Below are 19,047 nucleotides of genomic sequence, written 5' to 3'. Positions count from 1 at the left end.
CTGCAAGAACGACCCTCAAGGGTCTGTAGTGGTGCATTGGGGGACCCCGGATGAGAAGTCCTTCCTCATGATTCATATCCATGGATTGATTAATATTCATTTAGAAGCTTACATATATAATGATGGTTGCTGTGATCATAGAGAACCCCATAAGGGGAAGCTACATTGAAAGGCCCAACAGGTTCACGGTCGCTGTTCATGTGGATGGTGAGAGGCGACTGGCCCACCTGAGGGATCCCGGGAGGCTCAGAGAACTTCTGATACCTGGAAACGATATTATACTGAGGAAGGCCCCCCCTGGAAACCGGAAAACAGAGTTTGATGTTATAGCCCTCAGGAGGGGTGATGAGTGGGTACTTGTGAATTCGGGCTTCCACAGTGACCTTGCCGCCATTGTAATGGAGTCCTCAGCCGTGGATGAGTTTCAGGGTTTCAGGATAGAAAAAAGAGAATACAGCTTCGGTAGAAGCAGAATCGATTTTCTGCTGGCATCTGAAGATGAAAGGATGCTCGTTGAGGTTAAGGGTTGCACCCTTGTCAGGAGAGACCTTGCACTTTTCCCTGACGCGCCCACAGAGAGGGGCAGGAGACACATTGAGGAACTGGAACATGCCCTCTCTGAGGAATACCGCAGCAGTGTACTCTTCCTTGTATTCGGTAAGGGGGCACGTTTTTTCTCCCCAAATCATGAGATGGATCCTGAATTTTCATCGGCACTGAGAAGGGCCCATGAAGCGGGTGTGAATGTAATAGCACACTCCATGGCCACTGATCTCAATGGGAACGTCCTTGTGTATCCCCTCAGAAGAATATCCGTACTCTGGCCTGATGAATCGCCCTGAAGGCTCTGAAAGTTCAGGTCCCGATGTAATCCTTCAACCTTTCAATCTCCTCTGGTTTTCCTATGCCCAGTATTATATCCCCTGCCCTGAAGGAGTAATCCCTGGGGGGATCTATTATGAGTTCATCTCCACGTCCCACTCCGATTACGATAACCCCCGTCACCTCATGGATGTCGGCATCAAGAACTGAGATTCCCTCAAGTTTGCTCCCCGCGGGGACCGGAACTTCCACCATCCTCCTTGTGGACTCCTCTGCGAGTACATCCTGTACAAACATTGCCTCATAGCCGTCATCGATGCTCCTCGACATCAGCCTCCCTGATATGACAAAGGGGGATATCACCTGATCAGCCCCTGCCATCCTCAACTGCTCAATGTTCTCGTATCTCTCAGCCTCGGCTACGATCCTCACTGATTCATCGATCTTCCTTATGCCAAGTATGCAGTGTATGGTCTCTGAATCAGATTCAAGGTCAACTATAACTGCCCTTGCACCCCTTACATTGGCCTTTTCAAGGTCAGAGATCCTCGTGGGATCCCCATGGACAAAGCTGGCCCCGCTCCTCAGGACCTTCTTCCTTACATTCTCATCCTCTGCAAGTACAAAAACCTCGCTCCCCCGGAGTTCCCTGAGGCACTCCAGTGTGCTCTCACTCCAGCCACATATAACCACGTGCCTTGATTTAGCCACATCTATCAGCCCCATTAATTTCATCTGCTCCCTGTTTATGAGGAACTCTAAAAGTCTTTCAACTGCAACCGCGAAGGTTCCTATGCCAAATACGATCAGGGTTACCGTGAAGTACATTCCAAGTGGCGTTGAGGGACTGTAGTCACCGTAACCAACGGTTGCTATTGTTACAAAGGTCCAGTAGAGGGAAACCGTCCATGACTCCCCCTCTATGAAATGGAACCCTGCTGTGCCGTAGATGATCACAGCAAGGACAAGGAGGAGGATGCGCGTGGCCGGGACCTTTAAGACCCTCGGAAGATGCTTTCTTATGATCTCAATTACAAGGACCATCCTATCCCCTCAGGACTCATCAATCACTGTCAAAGATTCCACCACCCATCAGCATCCAGTTACTGTCTGTAAACAGCGAATGCGCAACCAGCCATTCGTCTATCATCGCCTCAGATAGAGGAGAATCAGCACAGCTATCACAACAATTAGAATGATAAGGACAAGAAGCCATAGCCAGTCCCCACCTGCAGAATCATCAGCGCCACCAGAATCATCATCGTCGTCGAGGTCAATATGTTTTCCTGATGAACTCTTAAACCCCCCGCCAGCCTTACCCGTCATGGCTGGTTTCAGGGGATCCCCTGAGTGGGCCATGCAGGTCCCTATCGATGAACCCGCCACAAATATCATGAGCATGAGAAGAGCTAACCATCTCATACCAGCACCTCCATTTCTTTAATTAATCATAGTTCATTCCGGGCCCTATAAATTAGTATCCCTGTATGATCAACCATACAACTCCCCGTAAGGATTACATAATTCTTCAGACATAATACTCTACTATGAAGGTGAAATGTGAGGAATGCGGGGAAACCTACACCCTAAATGATGGGGAGGACCCTGATGATTACACCTGCGAATGCGGCGGAAAACTAACAAAGGAAACTGAGTTGAGGAAACTAGCCCTTGCGGTGGGATTGATTTCCCTCCCCTTCGCCCTCATAGGACATTCAGAACCCATATGGATCTCTTTTGGTTTAGCCGCGATACTATGGTTCAATGGGAAGGACACATCCTTCGATGATGCCCCCCGTAAGATTAAGGTCATTGCAGTCATCGCAGGGCTCTACTTTATAGGTATATTACTCATCTACTGCTATACATCGGCTGCTATTGTGGTCATCCCTCTAGCCATAATCTACTATGTCCTGAGCCGCACACTCTTGTAGTTGAGTTCTTTTAGCCTATCCAGTTCCGCTTCAACATCCCTCACTGCTGGCCCCTGCCGGGGTGGGTCCTGGAAGGATAGCAGGCACTCCGTGAAGGAGGAGTATGGCATCTCCAGTATGTACTCGAGGGGCCAGCCAGCCTCCACAGCTAACCTGTAGATTTGCCTTTTGAGGATGACCCACTCCTCCGCTGACCTCCTCCTTTCTTTTTTATTCTTCTCATCCTGGTCCCTTCCATACTCCTGGCCCTGATAAATTAGTATCCCAGAATCCATGATGTTCAGGCCAGCCTCCTCTGTATGAACTTCCTCATCTCATCGGTCAGAAAGACGATGGGTGTGAAGAATATCAGGATGAACCACTCCCGGATTCCGGGTGGGGATGTGCCGAAGATGGGCTGCAGTGGTGGCAGATAGATAACAAGGAGCATCACCGAGATTGCAAAGACCATACCTGCCGGTATCCACCTGTTCCTCAGGAGGCCCACCTCAAGTGCTGATGAACGGAGGGTCTGTGAGGAGAGAAGATTGCCCAGCTGTGCCATGACTATACCTGCAAAGACCGCCGTGGTGGCCCTCATGTAGAGGGGATCGCTGGCTGAAAGTTCCTGTCCTGGAAGCCATCCCCCTGAATAGAGAACCAGGAAGTATGCTGCCATGATGAGGGCTGCCTCAATTGTTCCTGTGAACAGGTAACCCCTCAGGATGACCTCCCTGTTAAGGAGCCTCTCTGAGGGGGGTCTCGGTGGCAGTTTCATCACATCAGACTCCGGTGGGGATCTTCCAAGGGCCAGGGCCGGTAGGGTGTCTGTTCCAAGGTCTATTGCGAGTATCTGCATTATGGTTATTGGGAGGGGTATGCTGAAGAGAACCATCATGATAAATGGGACTATCTCAGCTGTCTCATGAGAAAATATGTAGGTTATGAACTTCCTTATATTCTCATAGACCGTACGACCCTCCCTGACCGCGGTCACGATACTTGCAAAGTTGTCATCTGCAAGGACTATGTCTGCTGCCTCCTTTGCAACATCGGTGCCGCTCCCCATGGCAACACCTATATCTGCCTTCCTGAGGGCGGGTGCATCGTTAACACCGTCACCTGTCATGGCAACGATCTCATCTGAGTCCTCCAGGACAGATGCTATCCTCATCTTATGTTCAGGGACAGCCCTTGCGAATATAAGGTTCCTCTCCCTGGCCAGTATACCCCTGAGTTCGGTGTCTTTGAGCTTATCCAGCTCCTTTCCCTTGATTATTCTGCACTCACCCTCCACTATCCCGATCTCCCTGGCTATGGCCTCTGCTGTGAGACCATAGTCGCCTGTTATCATTATGATCCTTATACCTGCAGTCTTGCAGTGCTCCACAGCCTCCTTAACCCCCTCCCTTGGTGGATCATACATGGCTGCCATGCCCACCAGTATAAGGTCCCTCTCAACCTCACCGGGGTCCCTGACTTCAAGGTCCTCTGGGAGTTCCCGGTATGCGAAGGCAAGTACACGGAGACCCTTCGAGGCCATTTCATCATGTATGCCTATTATCCTTTCCTTCTCATCTTCATGTAGGGCTCTGACCCTCCCATCCACAGAAATGCGTTCCGATAATCCTATTATCTTCTTTGGCGCTCCCTTGACGTAGGCCACCCTCTTTCCTGATTTCTCATGGATTGAGGTCATTGATTTCCGCCTGGAGTCAAAGGGGAGCTCTGTTATCCTGGGCATCGCTTCGAGTTCTGCCTCAGCATCAAAGCCCAGTTTCTCGGCTGCAACAAGGAGGGCGCCCTCGGTTGAATCACCCAGCACACTCCATTCACCTTCCTCGTGTATGAGGGCCGAATCGTTGCAGAAGGTGGCTGCCCTCATGAGCAGCTTCAGCTCGGCCATGTCCCTGTGGCTCACTGGTTCCCCCCTGAAGAGGAACTGACCCTCTGGTCTGTAACCTGACCCTGTGACCTCGATGACCTTATGGGGGATCCATATTTTCCTGACCGTCATCTCACCCCTTGTGAGGGTCCCTGTCTTATCTGTGCATATGATTGTCGTTGATCCCAGTGTCTCCACACTGGAAAGTCTCTTCACAAGGGCGTTTTCCCGGGCCATCTTCCTTGCGGAGGCCGCAAGTGAGAGTGTGACGCTCGGGAGAAGGCCCTCCGGGACGTTTGCAACCATCAAACCAATTGCGAATATGAATGCTGTTTCAAGGGGGAGTCTGACTATGTAAAGGTTCACCAGGAAGAGGATGACACCCATGGCAACCGCCAGGGCCCCTATGATTCTTGCGGCCAGGGATATCTGTCGCTGGAGAGGGCTGGGCTCCTCACGCACCTCCTGTGTGAGTGCCGCTATCCTGCTGAACTCGGTGTCCCTGCCGGTTGCAAACACGGCGGCCCTTCCTGTACCTGAAGTCACCTGGGTGCCTGCAAAGAGAATGTTCTCTGTGTCTATGTAGTTATCAGCCTCCCTGACCGGGTGTGATACCTTTCTCACAGGTTTTGATTCTCCTGTCAGTGCTGATGCATCCACCCTCAGGTTGTGTGATTCAAGGATCCTTGCGTCGGCCGGGACGGTGTCCCCCTCCTCAAGGATTATGACGTCCCCGTGCACGACATCAGCCGCGGGTATCAGGACCTCCTTTGAGGCCCTTATGACCTTAACCATCACAGGCAGAATGTTTTTAAGGGCCTCTGCTGCCTTTTCAGCCTCATATTCCTGCCAGAAACTGAAGAGTGCGTTTATGATTATAACCATTACAATGGCGACTGCGAGCTGGTAATTGCCTGTATGAAGGACAGTATGGCTGCGATCCAGAGCAGCAGCGCAAGTACGTTGTAGAGGTTTGATAGAAAAAGCAGGATGAGTGGTCTTCTTTTGACCTCCTCAAGTTTGTTGGGGCCGTGAATCTTGAGGCGTTTTTCCGCCTCCTGGGGGTCAAGGCCTGATTCTGATGTTTCAAGCCTCTGCAGGACCTCCTCCACTTCAAGTTCATATATGGCTGTCATGGTTCACACCACATTTACACTTGAAACGCACCACCCTCATTATTAAATTAATGTAATACTATCATCCCATCCTGTGGTTGCACAGCCACCAGCTTCATCCAGGGGACTTACACTTGAAATGCACCACTCATGTTATTAAATTAATGTGCTATCCTATGAAACTATCTGCTGCAGATGATGCTTATTATGTCCCCATCCTCCAGTTCATGGTCGGATGCGACCCTCATACCCTTTCTGGCATCCACCGCATGGAGGAAGGAGTCACCTATCTCCGTGTGTATCAGGTAGGCAAGGTCCCTTGGACTGGAGCCCCGCGGTACAAGGATGGCGTCTGGGAGCACATTCCCCTTCTGGTCAGTGAATCTGTGCTCATCCTCAACCGGGAAGACAACTATCATGTCCAGAAGATCAAATACGGCCCTGTTGATGGCCTCCTGGACACCTGTGCTCCCGTAAACCTCCAGGACATTTTCACGTATGTACTCAAGGGCCGCCCTCTGTTTATCTGTGAGCTTTGCTTCATCGATTATCTCAAATTCACTGCCACCGGGGGTGTAACTGATTAAACCCGCCTCTGCTGCCCTTCTGAGGGCCAGTTCAGCCTCTGCAGATGCGGGTACCACGTGGGGGTAGGCATCCTTCAGGCGCTCAATATTCTCACTGGCTGATGGAAGGTCCGCCTTATTTGCAACTATGAGCATTGGCTTTGCTATTCTGAGGAGCTCATCAAGGAACTGCAGAAGCTCATCCTTCCCCCATGAATAAACATCGGCATCCACCTTCCGTGATGCCTCAATGATGTCCTCAGGTGTTATTCCGGTGCCTGAGAGCTGTTCATGTATGATTCGGTTCATGTCGAGCTTCTCTGAAGCAGCCTTTCTGAGGAGCCTCTCCCAGTTCCTCTCGAGGATCCCGTAGAGCCACATGGTTATCTCCTCCTCCAGGAACTCAACGTCCTCCAGGGGGTCGTGGCTTCCTGATTCAACGGGTCTCCCCTCCTCATCGGTGGAACCTGAGGCGTCTATGACGTGGAGAAATGCCCTCGCCTGTCTGAGGTCATCAAGGAACTTGTTCCCGAGGCCCCTCCCCTCATGGGCCCCTGGTACCAGGCCGGCGACGTCTATGAGCTCCACTGGTATTAGTCTGACACCATTGATGCACCGGGAGTTCCGGGGGTTGCATTCAACTCCAAGTTCCCTGCAGGGGCATCTGCAGGATGCATAGGCCACTGCATGGTTGGCATCGATTGTTGTGAAGGGATATGATGCAACCTCGGCCTCAGATAGGGTGGCTGCATTGAAGAATGATGATTTTCCAACGTTGGGTTTTCCTGTGACTGCAATCTGGATCATTGTTATCACATTAATAAGTAGTGCCGGGATATTATAATAAAATGTTGGTATGGGACACTCTCTTTAATGGAGAGATTGCTGAGACCCAGTGAATACCTGCTCCATTGGGCTGAATTTGATGGAATAGGGGTAATTTTATGACTCTGAACATAGTGGGAATAGGTCCAGGATCGCCGGATTACATCACACCCGCTGCAATGAATGCAGTTATGAACTCAGAAGTTGTATTTGGAAGTCGCAGGGCCCTTGAACTTTTTCCATCCGCCAGAAAAACCGTGGTCCTCGGTGCCAGGGATATGGATGAGAAGTTAGGAAGGGCTGCTGAACTTGCAATCTCCATGGAGGTCTCCGTGCTCTCCACAGGTGACCCTGGATTTTCAGGGGTCCTCAAACCACTGAAAAGGATAATATCCTCCCGTGGACTCCCGGTGAGGGTGAAGGTGGTGCCTGGAATCAGCTCAATCCAGCTATGTGCAGCGAGGCTGCTGATACCCTGGGACGATGCAGATGTCATCACCCTTCATGGACGTGGCGAGGAGGGAATCCTGGATGTAATTGATAATGGGAGGCCAACCATAATCCTGCCCTCAATGAATCCATCAAAGACAGCAGCATTCCTCATTGAATGCGGTCTTGACCCTGAAAGGAGGGTTGCTGTCTGTGAAAGGCTCAGCTATCCCGATGAGAGGGTCCTGAAATCAACACTGAGGGATGTGAGTGAATCTGAATTCAGTTACATGTCCATCCTCGTTGTCCTCTGAATCATTCATTTACCTCTAATTCCATCCCCTTCTCTGATATCCTGAAAACGACACGTCAGCTGAAATACTCTGCCACCGGAGCCGTGATTGTATATAACGAATTTTCAGCTGCTGATGCTCCGGATGTTTTCTGAGGCTGATTAATACTGAATACTTCTCTATTAATAAAAATCCCTTTTTAGATTGTCCCTCCCATTGTATAACTTCATGAAAACAGCTGGTTTATTTTTTTGAAGTGTAAACATAATTTCTTAATTTCAAGATCAAACCGTAAATTATATTCATTATAACTGTAATAACAAAGTTCACCTTTGGGAGGTGATAAAATAGACCTATATAAAAGGTTTTCTATTCTGTTTTGCACCATATTCCTCCTACTGATACTGCAGGGTACAGTAGCTGCAGAATCAAACTATACAGTGGACTATTCAACCTACCTTGGTGACAAAGTCGTTGACGAGGCACGTGACGTCTATGTGGACGACTCAGGGTACATCTATGTGACCGGATCTACACATGTAAATGGATCCAAGGATGTATTCGTCACCAAATTTAACGTGACAAGAGAAGTCATATACCATACAATATTAACTGACACATCAGGAGACGACTGGGGCCACAGAATAGTTGCAGATGGAGATGGATACGCCTACGTTGTGGGCGAGATAAACCATGACGGTCTGAAGGTTGCGGATGCCTTCATATCAAAAATAGACCCCTCAGGCAAAGAAGTTAAGAGGGTATACATTGGCGGCTCAGGCTATGACGTTGCAAAGGGCCTTGCCATCGATTATGAAGGCAACATTTACGTCAGTGGCTACACGATTTCAACCGTCCTCAATGTATCTGAGCTGGGTGGGGGTACAGTTATAGTGCCGGGGACCAACCCAAACGCAACTCCACTGACAGACTGGACCTATCATGGTGGATACGATGCATTTCTTGCCAGGTTCGACCAGGACCTCAATCCTGTCAATCTAAGATACTTTGGGGGATCATGGGACGACTACTGCCAGGGGATCGCCATTGACTATGCAGGTAACATATACATTACGGGATACACCTACTCAGATGACTTTCCACTGACATTTGACGCCATATCCGGTGATAAAAGGGGAACCACCGATATATTTCTATCAAGATTCACTCCAGACCTGAATTGTGATTATTCAACCTACCTTGGAGGTTCAGGACCGGATTTCTGTTATTCAATTATATCCAGGGACTCCCTGATTTACCTCGCAGGTAAAACCAATTCATCTGACTTCCCTCTGACACCAAACGCCTACCAGAAAATAAGGAACGGCTCCAGTGACGGTTTCATCATGGTATTCAATGACTACTCAGTGGAATACTCAACCTACCTCGGTGGGCGCGGAGACGACTCAATAAACGATATCACACAGGACATCCTTGGAAACCTCTACCTCACAGGTTGGACAGGATCAGATAACTTCCCCTTAACACCCGGAGCATACGACAGTTCCTTAAGTGGTGTGGATGCCTTCGTTATGAAATTCAGCATCCCGAAAGGCGTCCTCTACAGCTCCTACCTGGGGGGCATTGAGGCTGACCAGGGCTACGGTGTGGCGGTTGACAGGTACCAGAACATCTATGTTGCAGGGAAAACCTGGTCCTCAAATTTCACGGTAACTCCAGATGCCTGCAAAAAGAATCTCACAGGACTCTCAGATGGTTTCCTTACAAGATTCACACCATTCATAATAAGCAACATCAGCGTGACACCCCTCAACGGGACAGGACCCCTCACAGTAACCCTTACAGGTAACATAACCAACTACGGTGATTCCACAGGGTGGTACAGACTTGACCTCTACATAAACGGTTACAGGACCGCTGGAAAGTGGGTCGAGGTTGGTTCACTGGAAACAGAGCCCTTCGAGTTTGAATACACCCTGAGAAACAGCAGGGCATATTCTGTGGGTGTGAACAACTTCCCACCAGCAACTGTGAGGGTATTCCTCGGGCCCCTGATAATCCCTGAGAACCTCCGGGTGACACCATCAGGTGGCCAGGAGCCCCTGAAGGTGAATGTGACAGCTGACCTTGTAAACTACGGCGACCTTCCAGACAGCTACACAGCAGAACTTTACATTGACGGGGTGCTCGTTGACAGCAGGAATGTCACGGTGAACGCCAGCAGCAGGACCACCGTATCCTTCAACAGGACCCTTGCAGCAGGCCTATATGAGATCACCATAAACGACCTTGAACCCGAGCTGGTCTATGTCATGGAGGGGGAGAAGTTCTACATAGAAAACTTCACACTGACACCCCAGAGCGGAGCAGCACCACTGACGGTTACGGTCAGCGCCATGATCACCAATATCGATTCAAATCCAAGGAGTTACACAGCCACCATATACGTCAACGGTGTTCCCGATCACACGGAGGTCCTCAATATTCCAGGTGAAAGCACGGTACCCTTCAGCACCAGCATACTCCTTCCTGATAGAGGATTCTACACGATATCACTCAACAATAATGTCTCAGGAACCGTCAGGGTCCTCAGTGAGGCCAACTTCACACTATCCAATGTTACAGTTTCCCCGGTGGATGGCAAATCACCACTCAACGTGACTGTCACTGCAATAGTAATGAACAACGGTGACCTCGCAGGTGATTTCGCAGTGACGCTCTACCTTGATGATGTAGCCTGGGAAACCAGAACCGTCAGTGTCCCTGGTAAGAGTTCGGTGCTGGTTTCATTCAGAAAGGAGCTCACCTTTCCAGGCGAATACCGTCTGCGTTTGAACTCAGGCACTGATGTGACTATCAGGGTCCTTGAGCCTGATCCAACGATCACAGGGTTCAATGTCACGCCTGTGACAGGCCCGGCCCCATTAAGTGTAAGGGCGTCCCTGAACGTGACAAATCCCCACGACCTGGTTATAGGTTTCACTGCAAGGCTAATGGTTGATGGTGTGGTCGTGCAGGAGAACATTGTGAGTCTCAGTCCGGGCGAAACAAGGGAGATCGCCATGGGGACACTTCTAACCCCTGGAAACCATACTGTGGGAATCAATGAGTTCAGTAAAATCGTGCGTGTCCTTAGACCTGCCAGCATAACCCTCTCAGATCTGCGCGTGACACCATCTTCAGGTTTCAGCCCTCTTACCATAACAGCCACTGCCACTGCCAGGAACACCGGCGAGGTTGACGGGAATTACACTGCAGTCCTCTACATCAACGGTCTGGCTGTGGATGAGAAGAATGTTACAGTTGGGGCCGGTAGAAGCGTCCAGGTGGCATTTAATCACACCATAGACAATCCCGGAATATACCTGGCTGGAATAGGATCTCTAACCCCACTTGATGTGAGGGTACTCAGTGAACCTGCAATCTCAAACCTCAGTGCCACACCACTCACCGGTGTTTCACCACACAGGATAATAGTCACGGCCCTTGTAAGCACCACTGAGGAGGGGTCTGGAAACTACACTGCAGGGCTCTACATTGACGGTGTGAATGTCCAGAACAGGACCGTTAGGGTCACAGGTCCGGGTTCAGTGCTTGTTAGCTTCACAGCGGATATCAGTGAACCAGGTGAGCACCAGGTGACTGTCAATTCCCTTTCCCCGGTCACAGTGAGGGTTCTAAGACCCGCAACCTTCATTGTTGACAGTCTAACTGTTTCACCATCCACCGGAGTCATACCCCTCAGAGTCAATGCATCTGTAAGGGTGACAAACATCGGAGACATTGCCGGTAACTACACCGCAAGGCTCTACATTGACGGTGTGAATGTCCAGAACAGGACCGTTAACGTGCCTGCCGGTGGGGATGTCACAGTGTCATTCACATACAATATAACGCAGAGGGGCAACCACACGGTGTGGATAGATAATCCGCCAGGCATCAATGTGAACGCACTGAAACCAGCCACACTTGAGATAAGATCATTCAGTGTTACACCGGGAAGCGCTGTGGGGTCAGTGAACGCAAATGTCAGTGCAGAGATTGAAAACAGTGGTGACCTTGAAGGGGAATTCAGCATACCATTCTACCTAAACGGGTCACTCATAAGGAACGAAACCATCAGACTCGGACCCGGGGAGAGAGGAAACATAAACTTCCAGCAGTACCTATCCGGACCCGGTGTCTACACCTTCAGTCTGGGTAACCTCAGGAACAGCACAGTATACGTTAACCCGGCCAGAAGAAAATACTCCTTCACATTCAGAAATACAGGAAAGTACACCACCACAGTGACATACTATGTGACGGTTTATTCATCAACCGGTGCAAAACTTGGATACCGGACATTCAAGTTCACACTGAAACCCGGCAGAAGCTACTCAGCAACCATCGGATACTACCCATACGATGCAAGGATAGTGACAACGAGGAAGATCTACAACCCGAGCAGGTACACCAGGACCATAAAACTCTCAGAGACCTTCAGAGCCGACACACTATCAGCAACGCTCAACTACAGCAACACCATAAGGGGTTACAGGTACGTGTACATAAAAAAGACCTTCAGGGCGGTTAATATGAGAATAACCGTCACCTGATCTTTTTATTTTTTGGATTAAAACATCGATTCAGAGCTTCTACTAAAAACTTATTCTGGATAACATCAAATCATTGCAAAAATCAGCTGCCGAATTGGTCTCAAAAAAATTTGTTGCACAAAATAAGATAAGGAAAAATTATTATTCAAACATCTTCCTCATGCAGCGCCTTATTGTACCCTCGGCAGCCTTTCCACCCATGAGGTTCTTTATCTCCTTTGCAAGGGCCTGTGCAGCAACCAGATCCGTGTGCCTGATCTCACCCTTCTCTATCCATTTATTTACCTCATCATCAAGGTCTGATAGGGTGTTGAGTGCTGCATCCAGTTCCTCCTGCTCCTCAAGGAGGTGCATTGATTTAGCGCTCCTCACAAGGAGTTCAGGGTTCATGGCCTTGAGCATTCCATTAACACCTGAGGTTTCAACGAGTGAAGCTATGGTCTGGAGTGTCATGAGGATCTGCTTTTCAACCATCTCCTTGGGGGCCCTGATTATCTGTGTACCCACATAGTAGTAGTCAAGGACACCTGAAAGTGTGACCGCTGTAACAAGTGACCCCATATCTGCAACTGCACTTGATACGTCGGCTGGTACAACATAGGCTACCTTACCGCAGCTTTCAGCGAGTTCAACGCATCTTGATATCTGTTCATCTGTTGCTATGTCAAGTTCACTGCTTGAGTGACCCCCTATGACATAGTGGCCGTGCTGTGGTGTACCAGGGACGGCTGCAGGGTGCATTGATGCTATACCCAGGTCCTTACGATCCCTTCTAAGCTCCCTTTCAAGTACGTAGTAGAGTACCACAGGTGAGACCGTACAGGTGTTTGCTATGACAGCCCCCTCTGGCAGGTGATTTGTTATGTTCTTTGCTATCTCAAAGGTCTTCTTACCGAAGGGTGTGAAGAGTACTGCTATTTCAGCCTCACTGGCTGCCTCTGCATCGTTGTCTGTTACTGTGACCCCTGCATCCTCAACCACCTTCCAGTGTGCATCATCCAGCATATCCCTTGCTGGTTCTGCCAGTACAACGTCATGTCCGGCCTCTGCAAATTCAATTGCCATTCTGCTTCCACCGTAGGGTGCCTCACCCCCATATTTTTCAGGCAAGTTCAGCTGGTCCACATAAAGTTTCTGGTTACCCGCGCCATAAACTGCAACTTTCATAGTGCTCACCTAACATTAATATATTGTTAAGTAATTTGAATGAATATTATAAATTTTGGCATTTTTTTCTTTGAAAAAATTAGGAGCCCCCAGCATCCTAAAATACATTAAGAAGTCAAAAATTATTTTAAAATTTGATATACTCCCATTTAAATTCCATATTAAGATTTAAAGGTCTTAAATATGATATAAATTGAAATAATGACATCTGAGATGGAAAATTTTTTAATAAAAGATGGTGATTCTATAATACAGTGGCCTTAAAGGTGGTAAAAAGAGGAAAAATCAGGTGCTCAATGTACTGATCATAAAAAATTTAAGGGATCTATTCTGGCTCGGGTTCGCCGTAAAGCTGCTCTGCTATCTTCTCCAGGGTTTCAATACCCTTTGCCTCCTTCTTGAGAAGCGGGACCTCTGCAACCACCTTATCACTGAATTTCTCCCGGATCTGCTTAAGCCTCTCCTGCTGGAGTTTTCTGCGGGCATTACAGAACTCGCAGTCGCTCTCCTCCGGGAGGACCTGGTTCACTATTACGCCGTCGGCGTGGATACTGTACTTCTCGAGGGCCTTCATTGCCCTCTCTGACTCGTAGATGGACATCTCCTCAGGGATGACAACCATCTTGAAGGATGTCCTCTCAGGGTCTGACATGACCTCCCTTGCAGCGTTTATCTGCTTCTTGGTGGCCTCCATGTCCTGCAGCGCCCTGTCCTCCTCTTCCTCATCACCCATGAATGGGAGTATGTTCTTGAAGGCCTTGGCCATGCTTCCTATCTGCCTCCTTATCTTTATCATCTTCCCGACCCATGAGTCCATTATTTCAGGGAAGGATAGGAGGCGGAGGGTGTGACCGGTTGGTGCCGTGTCAAAGATAACGATGTCGTATTCATCGGTTGTCATGTACCTCAGGAACTGGTCGAAGGCCGCAGCCTCATCGATACCCGGGGACATTGATGCCATGTCCATCTGGTCCTGGAGCATATCCAGGCCCATGCCAGGGTTCATTGCAGCCTGTTCCTGAAGTTTTGCCTGGTACTCCTCCATTGCAACCTCAGGGTCTATCTCAACCGCATAGAGGTTCTCGGTTATCTTTGTGGGGGTGTGGCCTATCTCCCTCTCCAGTGAATCTGAAAGTGAGTGTGCAGGGTCAGTTGAGATCACCAGGGTCTTTTTACCTGACCTTGCCATCCAGAGGGCTGTTGCAGCCGATATGGTTGTCTTACCAACTCCTCCCTTTCCACCTATGAATACAAATGTTGTTTTGCCCTTATTGAACTTGAAGAGATCCTTAAATGCCATTATACTCCTCCTGTAAAATTAATCATCGATCCAAGATCAGCATCACTGATATAAGTTTTTCTACCTCTTTTGATAGTTATATAAAATATACCCTACTTACTTTTAACCATTGCTGTTTGATGAGAGTGGTTCCATGAAGTGTGTTCCCGGGCTTTGTTCTGAAGTGGTATCGGTAATAGAGGATTTCATAAGGCAGAAGGTGGCTGAGAGTGGAGCCAGCGGTGTGGTGCTGGGGCTCAGTGGTGGTGTGGACTCAAGCACAGTAGCATACCTTGCAGTTAATGCTCTGGGACCTGACAGGGTCCTCGGGCTAATCATGCCATCCAGTACTACCCCCAGGGATGATCTGAGACATGCCAGGACCGTTGCAGATGAACTTGGAATTGAGAGTGAAACCATAGACATTGACCCCATCATAGAATCCCTCACTGGGCTCTGCAGCCACAATGCGAATGAACTGGCACTGGCAAACCTTAAACCAAGGGCCCGCATGGTGATCCTCTACTACCATGCCAACTCCCTGAACCGGCTCGTGGCAGGTACCGGTAACCGGACCGAGCTACTTCTGGGTTACTTCACCAAGTACGGTGATGGTGGAGTTGATATGCTACCCATCGGAGGACTGTACAAGGGACAGGTCCGTGAACTTGCGGGGAGGCTGGGTGTTCCCCCTGAGATAATAAAAAAACCTCCCACAGCCGGCCTCTGGCACGGCCAGACCGATGAGGAGGAACTCGGCATGAAGTACGATCTACTGGATGAACTCCTCTGCCTCCTGGTTGACAGGAAGCTCCCGGTGGAGGAGGTCGCATCCACCCTATCACTGCCACCCTCAGAGGTTGAAAGGATTGCCAGTATGGTTAAGGGATCGGAGCATAAACTGAAACCCCCTGAGGTCCCGGATATCTGGGAGGTGATGGAGTGTTCACACTGATCTACATAACAGCATCCTCAGTGGATGAATCAGCATCCATCGGACGTAAACTTGTTGAGGAGAGACTCGCTGCCTGTGTTAATATAATCCCCTCCATAAGGTCCATCTATCACTGGGAGGGAAGCATGGAGGAGGATGAAGAGTCAGCCCTCATTGTTAAAACGTCCCATGAACTGACCCCGCAAATAATTAAAAGAGTCAGGGAACTACATAGTTATGATAATCCATGCATAATATCAATTCCCATAACCGGGGGATCTCGTGATTACCTTGAATGGTTAGATGATGAAGTTAAAAGGCCATGATGGCGGTGATTCAGTGGATATTGAAAGAAAATGGCGTGATAGATGGAGAGATGCTGGCATATTTCAGGCTGACCCTGATGACAGAGAAAAGATATTCCTCACAGTCGCTTACCCCTACCCCAGTGGTGCGATGCACATAGGACACGGGAGGACCTACACTGTCCCTGATGTCTATGCACGGTTCAAGAGGATGCAGGGCTACAACGTCCTGTTTCCCATGGCCTGGCATGTCACAGGGGCCCCTGTCATAGGGATAGCGCGGAGGATTCAGAGGAAGGATCCCTGGACCCTCAAAATCTACAGGGAGGTCCACAGGGTCCCCGAGGATGAGCTTGAACGTTTCAGTGACCCTGAGTACATAGTTGAATACTTCAGCAGGGAATACCGGTCTGTTATGGAGGATATGGGCTACTCCATCGACTGGAGGCGTGAATTCAAAACCACGGATCCCACCTACAGCAGGTTCATACAGTGGCAGATAAGGAAGCTGAGGGACCTTGGCCTCGTAAGGAAGGGCGCCCATCCTGTTAAGTACTGCCCTGAATGTGAAAACCCTGTGGGTGACCATGACCTCCTTGAGGGTGAGGGGGTTGCCATAAACCAGCTCACACTCCTCAAATTCAAACTTGGAGACTCATACCTGGTCGCAGCCACCTTCAGGCCCGAGACAATCTATGGGGCCACCAACCTCTGGCTGAACCCTGATGAGGATTATGTGAGGGTTGAAACAGGTGGTGAGGAGTGGATAATAAGCAGGGCTGCCGTGGATAATCTTTCACACCAGAAACTGGACCTCAAGGTTTCCGGTGACGTCAACCCCGGGGACCTGATAGGGATGTGCGTGGAGAATCCTGTGACGGGCCAGGAACACCCCATACTCCCGGCTTCCTTCGTTGACCCTGAATATGCCACAGGTGTTGTGTTCTCTGTCCCTGCACATGCCCCTGCAGACTTCATAGCCCTTGAGGACCTCAGGACAGACCATGAACTCCTTGAAAGGTACGGTCTTGAGGATGTGGTTGCTGATATTGAGCCCGTGAATGTCATAGCAGTGGATGGCTACGGTGAGTTCCCGGCGGCCGAGGTTATAGAGAAATTTGGTGTCAGAAACCAGGAGGACCCCCGCCTTGAGGATGCCACCGGGGAGCTATACAAGATCGAGCATGCGAGGGGTGTTATGAGCAGCCACATCCCTGTCTATGGTGGTATGAAGGTCTCTGAGGCCCGTGAGGTCATCGCTGATGAACTGAAGGACCAGGGCCTTGCAGATGAGATGTATGAATTCGCTGAGCGACCTGTTATATGCCGCTGCGGTGGCAGGTGCGTTGTGAGGGTCATGGAGGACCAGTGGTTCATGAAGTACTCTGATGACGCCTGGAAGGACCTCGCCCACAGGTGCCTCGATGGCATGAAGATAATACCCGAGGAGGTCCGGGCCAACTTTGAATACTACATCGACTGGCTCAATGACTGGGCATGTTCAAGGAGGATAGGCCTTGGAACAAGGCTGCCCTGGGATGAGAGGTGGATCATCGAACCCCTCACAGACTCAACAATCTACATGGCATATTACACCATCGCACACCGCCTCAGGGAGATGGATGCCGGGGAGATGGACGATGAGTTCTTTGATGCCATATTCCTAGATGATTCAGGAACCTTTGAGGATCTCAGGGAGGAATTCCGGTACTGGTACCCCCTTGACTGGAGGCTCTCTGCAAAGGACCTCATAGGCAATCACCTGACATTCCATATATTCCACCACTCAGCCATATTCCCTGAGTCAGGGTGGCCCCGGGGGGCTGTGGTCTTTGGTATGGGCCTTCTTGAGGGCAACAAGATGTCATCCTCCAAGGGCAACGTCATACTCCTGAGGGATGCCATCGAGAAGCACGGTGCAGACGTGGTGCGGCTCTTCCTCATGTCCTCAGCAGAGCCATGGCAGGACTTTGACTGGAGGGAGAGTGAGGTCATCGGGACCCGCAGGAGGATTGAATGGTTCAGGGAATTCGGAGAGAGGGTCTCAGGTATCCTGGATGGTAGGCCAGTCCTCAGTGAGGTTACTCCAGCTGAACCTGAAAGCTTCATTGGAAGGTGGATGATGGGTCAGCTGAACCAGAGGATACGTGAAGCCACAAGGGCCCTTGAATCATTCCAGACAAGAAAGGCAGTTCAGGAGGCACTCTATCTCCTTAAAAAGGATGTTGACCACTACCTTAAGCGTGTTGAGGGTAGAGTTGATGATGAGGTTAAATCTGTCCTTGCAAACGTTCTGCACGCCTGGATAAGGCTCATGGCTCCATTCATACCCTACACTGCTGAGGAGATGTGGGAGAGGTATGGTGGTGAGGGTTTTGTAGCAGAAGCTCCATGGCCTGACTTCTCAGATGATGCAGAGAGCAGGGATGTGCAGGTTGCAGAGGAGATGGTCCAGAATACCGTTAGAGACATTCAGGAAATCATGAAGATCCTTGGATCCACCCCGGAGAGGGTCCACATATACACCTCACCAAAATGGAAATGGGATGTGCTAAGGGTCGCAGCAGAGGTAGGAAAACTAGATATGGGCTCCATAATGGGAAGGGTTTCAGCTGAGGGCATCCATGATAACATGAAGGAGGTTGCTGAATTTGTAAGGAGGATCATCAGGGACCTTGGTAAATCAGAGGTTACGGTGATAGACGAGTACAGCGTACTCATGGATGCATCTGATTACATTGAATCAGAGGTTGGAGCCAGGGTTGTGATACACAGCAAACCAGACTATGACCCTGAAAACAAGGCTGTGAATGCCGTTCCCCTGAAGCCAGCCATATACCTTGAATGATCCTCAGACAGCTCTTTTCCTAGAGTATAAATCCAGACCCATTTTTTCTCTTTTCTCTGCAAACATATGAAAAAATGAGAATTCCTCAAAAGAATATCCAGACCCAT

Annotated in this window: 15 protein-coding genes; 7 read left to right on the top strand and 8 right to left on the bottom strand. The window is 49.7% G+C overall.

Annotation, left to right across the window (positions count from 1 at the left end):
* Positions 1-119 precede the first annotated feature (119 nt).
* On the top strand, positions 120-842 hold the full coding sequence (sfsA, locus tag tca_RS07275) for a DNA/RNA nuclease SfsA (protein WP_048176037.1): 723 nt from the start codon (positions 120-122) through the stop codon (positions 840-842).
* A 13-nt stretch (positions 843-855) separates the two neighbouring features.
* Here sfsA and mthK read toward each other — a convergent pair whose 3' ends face one another.
* Positions 856-1,866, bottom strand: coding sequence for a calcium-gated potassium channel MthK (mthK, locus tag tca_RS07270; protein ID WP_048176036.1), 1,011 nt, complete (start codon positions 1,864-1,866; stop codon positions 856-858).
* 102 nt (positions 1,867-1,968) lie between these two features.
* Positions 1,969-2,244, bottom strand: coding sequence for a hypothetical protein (locus tca_RS07265; RefSeq protein WP_144245656.1), 276 nt, complete (start codon positions 2,242-2,244; stop codon positions 1,969-1,971).
* Positions 2,245-2,369: 125 nt separating this feature from the next.
* On the opposite strand from tca_RS07265, the gene tca_RS07260 reads away from it, so the two are divergent.
* Positions 2,370-2,756 (top strand): hypothetical protein, encoded by a 387-nt coding sequence (locus tag tca_RS07260; protein WP_048176032.1) that lies wholly within the window; start codon positions 2,370-2,372, stop codon positions 2,754-2,756.
* Here tca_RS07260 and tca_RS07255 read toward each other — a convergent pair.
* The 4 genes from tca_RS07255 to tca_RS07240 all read right to left on the bottom strand — a co-directional run bounded on the left by tca_RS07255 (position 2,729) and on the right by tca_RS07240 (position 7,108).
* Complete coding sequence (locus tca_RS07255; protein ID WP_048176031.1) at positions 2,729-3,031, bottom strand: hypothetical protein; 303 nt, start codon at positions 3,029-3,031, stop codon at positions 2,729-2,731. The two genes, tca_RS07260 and tca_RS07255, sit on opposite strands and share 28 nt — an antisense overlap.
* Positions 3,032-3,036: 5 nt before the next feature.
* Entirely contained in the window at positions 3,037-5,505 is a 2,469-nt protein-coding gene (locus tca_RS07250; RefSeq protein ID WP_269899269.1) for a cation-transporting P-type ATPase, read from the bottom strand.
* Complete coding sequence (locus tca_RS07245; RefSeq protein WP_144245654.1) at positions 5,505-5,756, bottom strand: cation-transporting P-type ATPase; 252 nt, start codon at positions 5,754-5,756, stop codon at positions 5,505-5,507. Before tca_RS07245 ends, tca_RS07250 begins: the two co-directional genes overlap by 1 nt.
* A 161-nt stretch (positions 5,757-5,917) precedes the next feature.
* The gene (locus tca_RS07240) at positions 5,918-7,108 is read right to left on the bottom strand and encodes a redox-regulated ATPase YchF (protein ID WP_269899268.1); all 1,191 of its coding nucleotides are present in this window, start codon (positions 7,106-7,108) and stop codon (positions 5,918-5,920) included.
* 137 nt (positions 7,109-7,245) lie between these two features.
* Between tca_RS07240 and tca_RS07235 the strand changes: the two genes are divergently transcribed.
* Both tca_RS07235 and tca_RS07230 read left to right on the top strand, forming a co-directional pair.
* Positions 7,246-7,869: a cobalt-precorrin-7 (C(5))-methyltransferase gene (locus tag tca_RS07235; RefSeq protein WP_269899267.1), complete on the top strand. Its 624-nt coding sequence runs from the start codon at positions 7,246-7,248 to the stop codon at positions 7,867-7,869.
* 311 nt (positions 7,870-8,180) lie between these two features.
* A complete protein-coding gene (locus tca_RS07230; RefSeq protein ID WP_286708768.1) occupies positions 8,181-12,407 on the top strand; it encodes an SBBP repeat-containing protein in 4,227 nt (1,408 codons plus the stop codon).
* A gap of 141 nt (positions 12,408-12,548) precedes the next feature.
* Here the strand turns inward: tca_RS07230 and tca_RS07225 are convergent, their stop codons facing one another.
* Complete coding sequence (locus tca_RS07225) at positions 12,549-13,574, bottom strand: H(2)-dependent methylenetetrahydromethanopterin dehydrogenase-related protein (protein WP_048061073.1); 1,026 nt, start codon at positions 13,572-13,574, stop codon at positions 12,549-12,551.
* Between the two features lie 325 nt (positions 13,575-13,899).
* Complete coding sequence (locus tca_RS07220; RefSeq protein WP_010877121.1) at positions 13,900-14,874, bottom strand: TRC40/GET3/ArsA family transport-energizing ATPase; 975 nt, start codon at positions 14,872-14,874, stop codon at positions 13,900-13,902.
* 133 nt (positions 14,875-15,007) lie between these two features.
* Here tca_RS07220 and tca_RS07215 point away from each other — a divergent pair, with 133 nt between their 5' ends.
* Genes tca_RS07215 through leuS form a run of 3 tightly spaced genes read left to right on the top strand, consistent with a single transcriptional unit; the run spans position 15,008 to position 18,940 of the window.
* Positions 15,008-15,808, top strand: coding sequence for an NAD+ synthase (locus tca_RS07215; RefSeq protein WP_048061072.1), 801 nt, complete (start codon positions 15,008-15,010; stop codon positions 15,806-15,808).
* Positions 15,796-16,113 carry a divalent-cation tolerance protein CutA gene (cutA, locus tag tca_RS07210; RefSeq protein WP_010877119.1) on the top strand — a complete coding sequence of 106 codons (318 nt, stop codon included), beginning with the start codon at positions 15,796-15,798 and terminating at the stop codon, positions 16,111-16,113. The genes tca_RS07215 and cutA overlap by 13 nt, the downstream gene beginning before the upstream one ends.
* On the top strand, positions 16,094-18,940 hold the full coding sequence (gene leuS / locus tca_RS07205) for a leucine--tRNA ligase (protein WP_048061305.1): 2,847 nt from the start codon (positions 16,094-16,096) through the stop codon (positions 18,938-18,940). Before cutA ends, leuS begins: the two co-directional genes overlap by 20 nt.
* The last annotated feature ends 107 nt before the right edge of the window (positions 18,941-19,047 follow it).

This window comes from Methanothermobacter sp. EMTCatA1 (genome assembly GCF_002356395.1).
Taxonomy (GTDB): Archaea; Methanobacteriota; Methanobacteria; order Methanobacteriales; family Methanothermobacteraceae; genus Methanothermobacter; species Methanothermobacter thermautotrophicus.
The sequence above is the reverse complement of the archived record's forward strand: the minus strand, read 5'-3'. Positions and strand labels throughout refer to the sequence as shown.

Coding starts and splice junctions, on each gene's coding strand:
- sfsA (WP_048176037.1), top strand. CDS start 120: ATGATGGTTGCTGTGATCATAGAGAACCCCATAAGGGGAAGCTACATT.
- mthK (WP_048176036.1), bottom strand. CDS start 1,866: ATGGTCCTTGTAATTGAGATCATAAGAAAGCATCTTCCGAGGGTCTTA.
- tca_RS07265 (WP_144245656.1), bottom strand. CDS start 2,244: ATGAGATGGTTAGCTCTTCTCATGCTCATGATATTTGTGGCGGGTTCA.
- tca_RS07260 (WP_048176032.1), top strand. CDS start 2,370: ATGAAGGTGAAATGTGAGGAATGCGGGGAAACCTACACCCTAAATGAT.
- tca_RS07255 (WP_048176031.1), bottom strand. CDS start 3,031: ATGGATTCTGGGATACTAATTTATCAGGGCCAGGAGTATGGAAGGGAC.
- tca_RS07250 (WP_269899269.1), bottom strand. CDS start 5,505: ATGGTTATAATCATAAACGCACTCTTCAGTTTCTGGCAGGAATATGAG.
- tca_RS07245 (WP_144245654.1), bottom strand. CDS start 5,756: ATGACAGCCATATATGAACTTGAAGTGGAGGAGGTCCTGCAGAGGCTT.
- tca_RS07240 (WP_269899268.1), bottom strand. CDS start 7,108: ATGATCCAGATTGCAGTCACAGGAAAACCCAACGTTGGAAAATCATCA.
- tca_RS07235 (WP_269899267.1), top strand. CDS start 7,246: ATGACTCTGAACATAGTGGGAATAGGTCCAGGATCGCCGGATTACATC.
- tca_RS07225 (WP_048061073.1), bottom strand. CDS start 13,574: ATGAAAGTTGCAGTTTATGGCGCGGGTAACCAGAAACTTTATGTGGAC.
- tca_RS07220 (WP_010877121.1), bottom strand. CDS start 14,874: ATGGCATTTAAGGATCTCTTCAAGTTCAATAAGGGCAAAACAACATTT.
- tca_RS07215 (WP_048061072.1), top strand. CDS start 15,008: ATGAAGTGTGTTCCCGGGCTTTGTTCTGAAGTGGTATCGGTAATAGAG.
- leuS (WP_048061305.1), top strand. CDS start 16,094: ATGAAGTTAAAAGGCCATGATGGCGGTGATTCAGTGGATATTGAAAGA.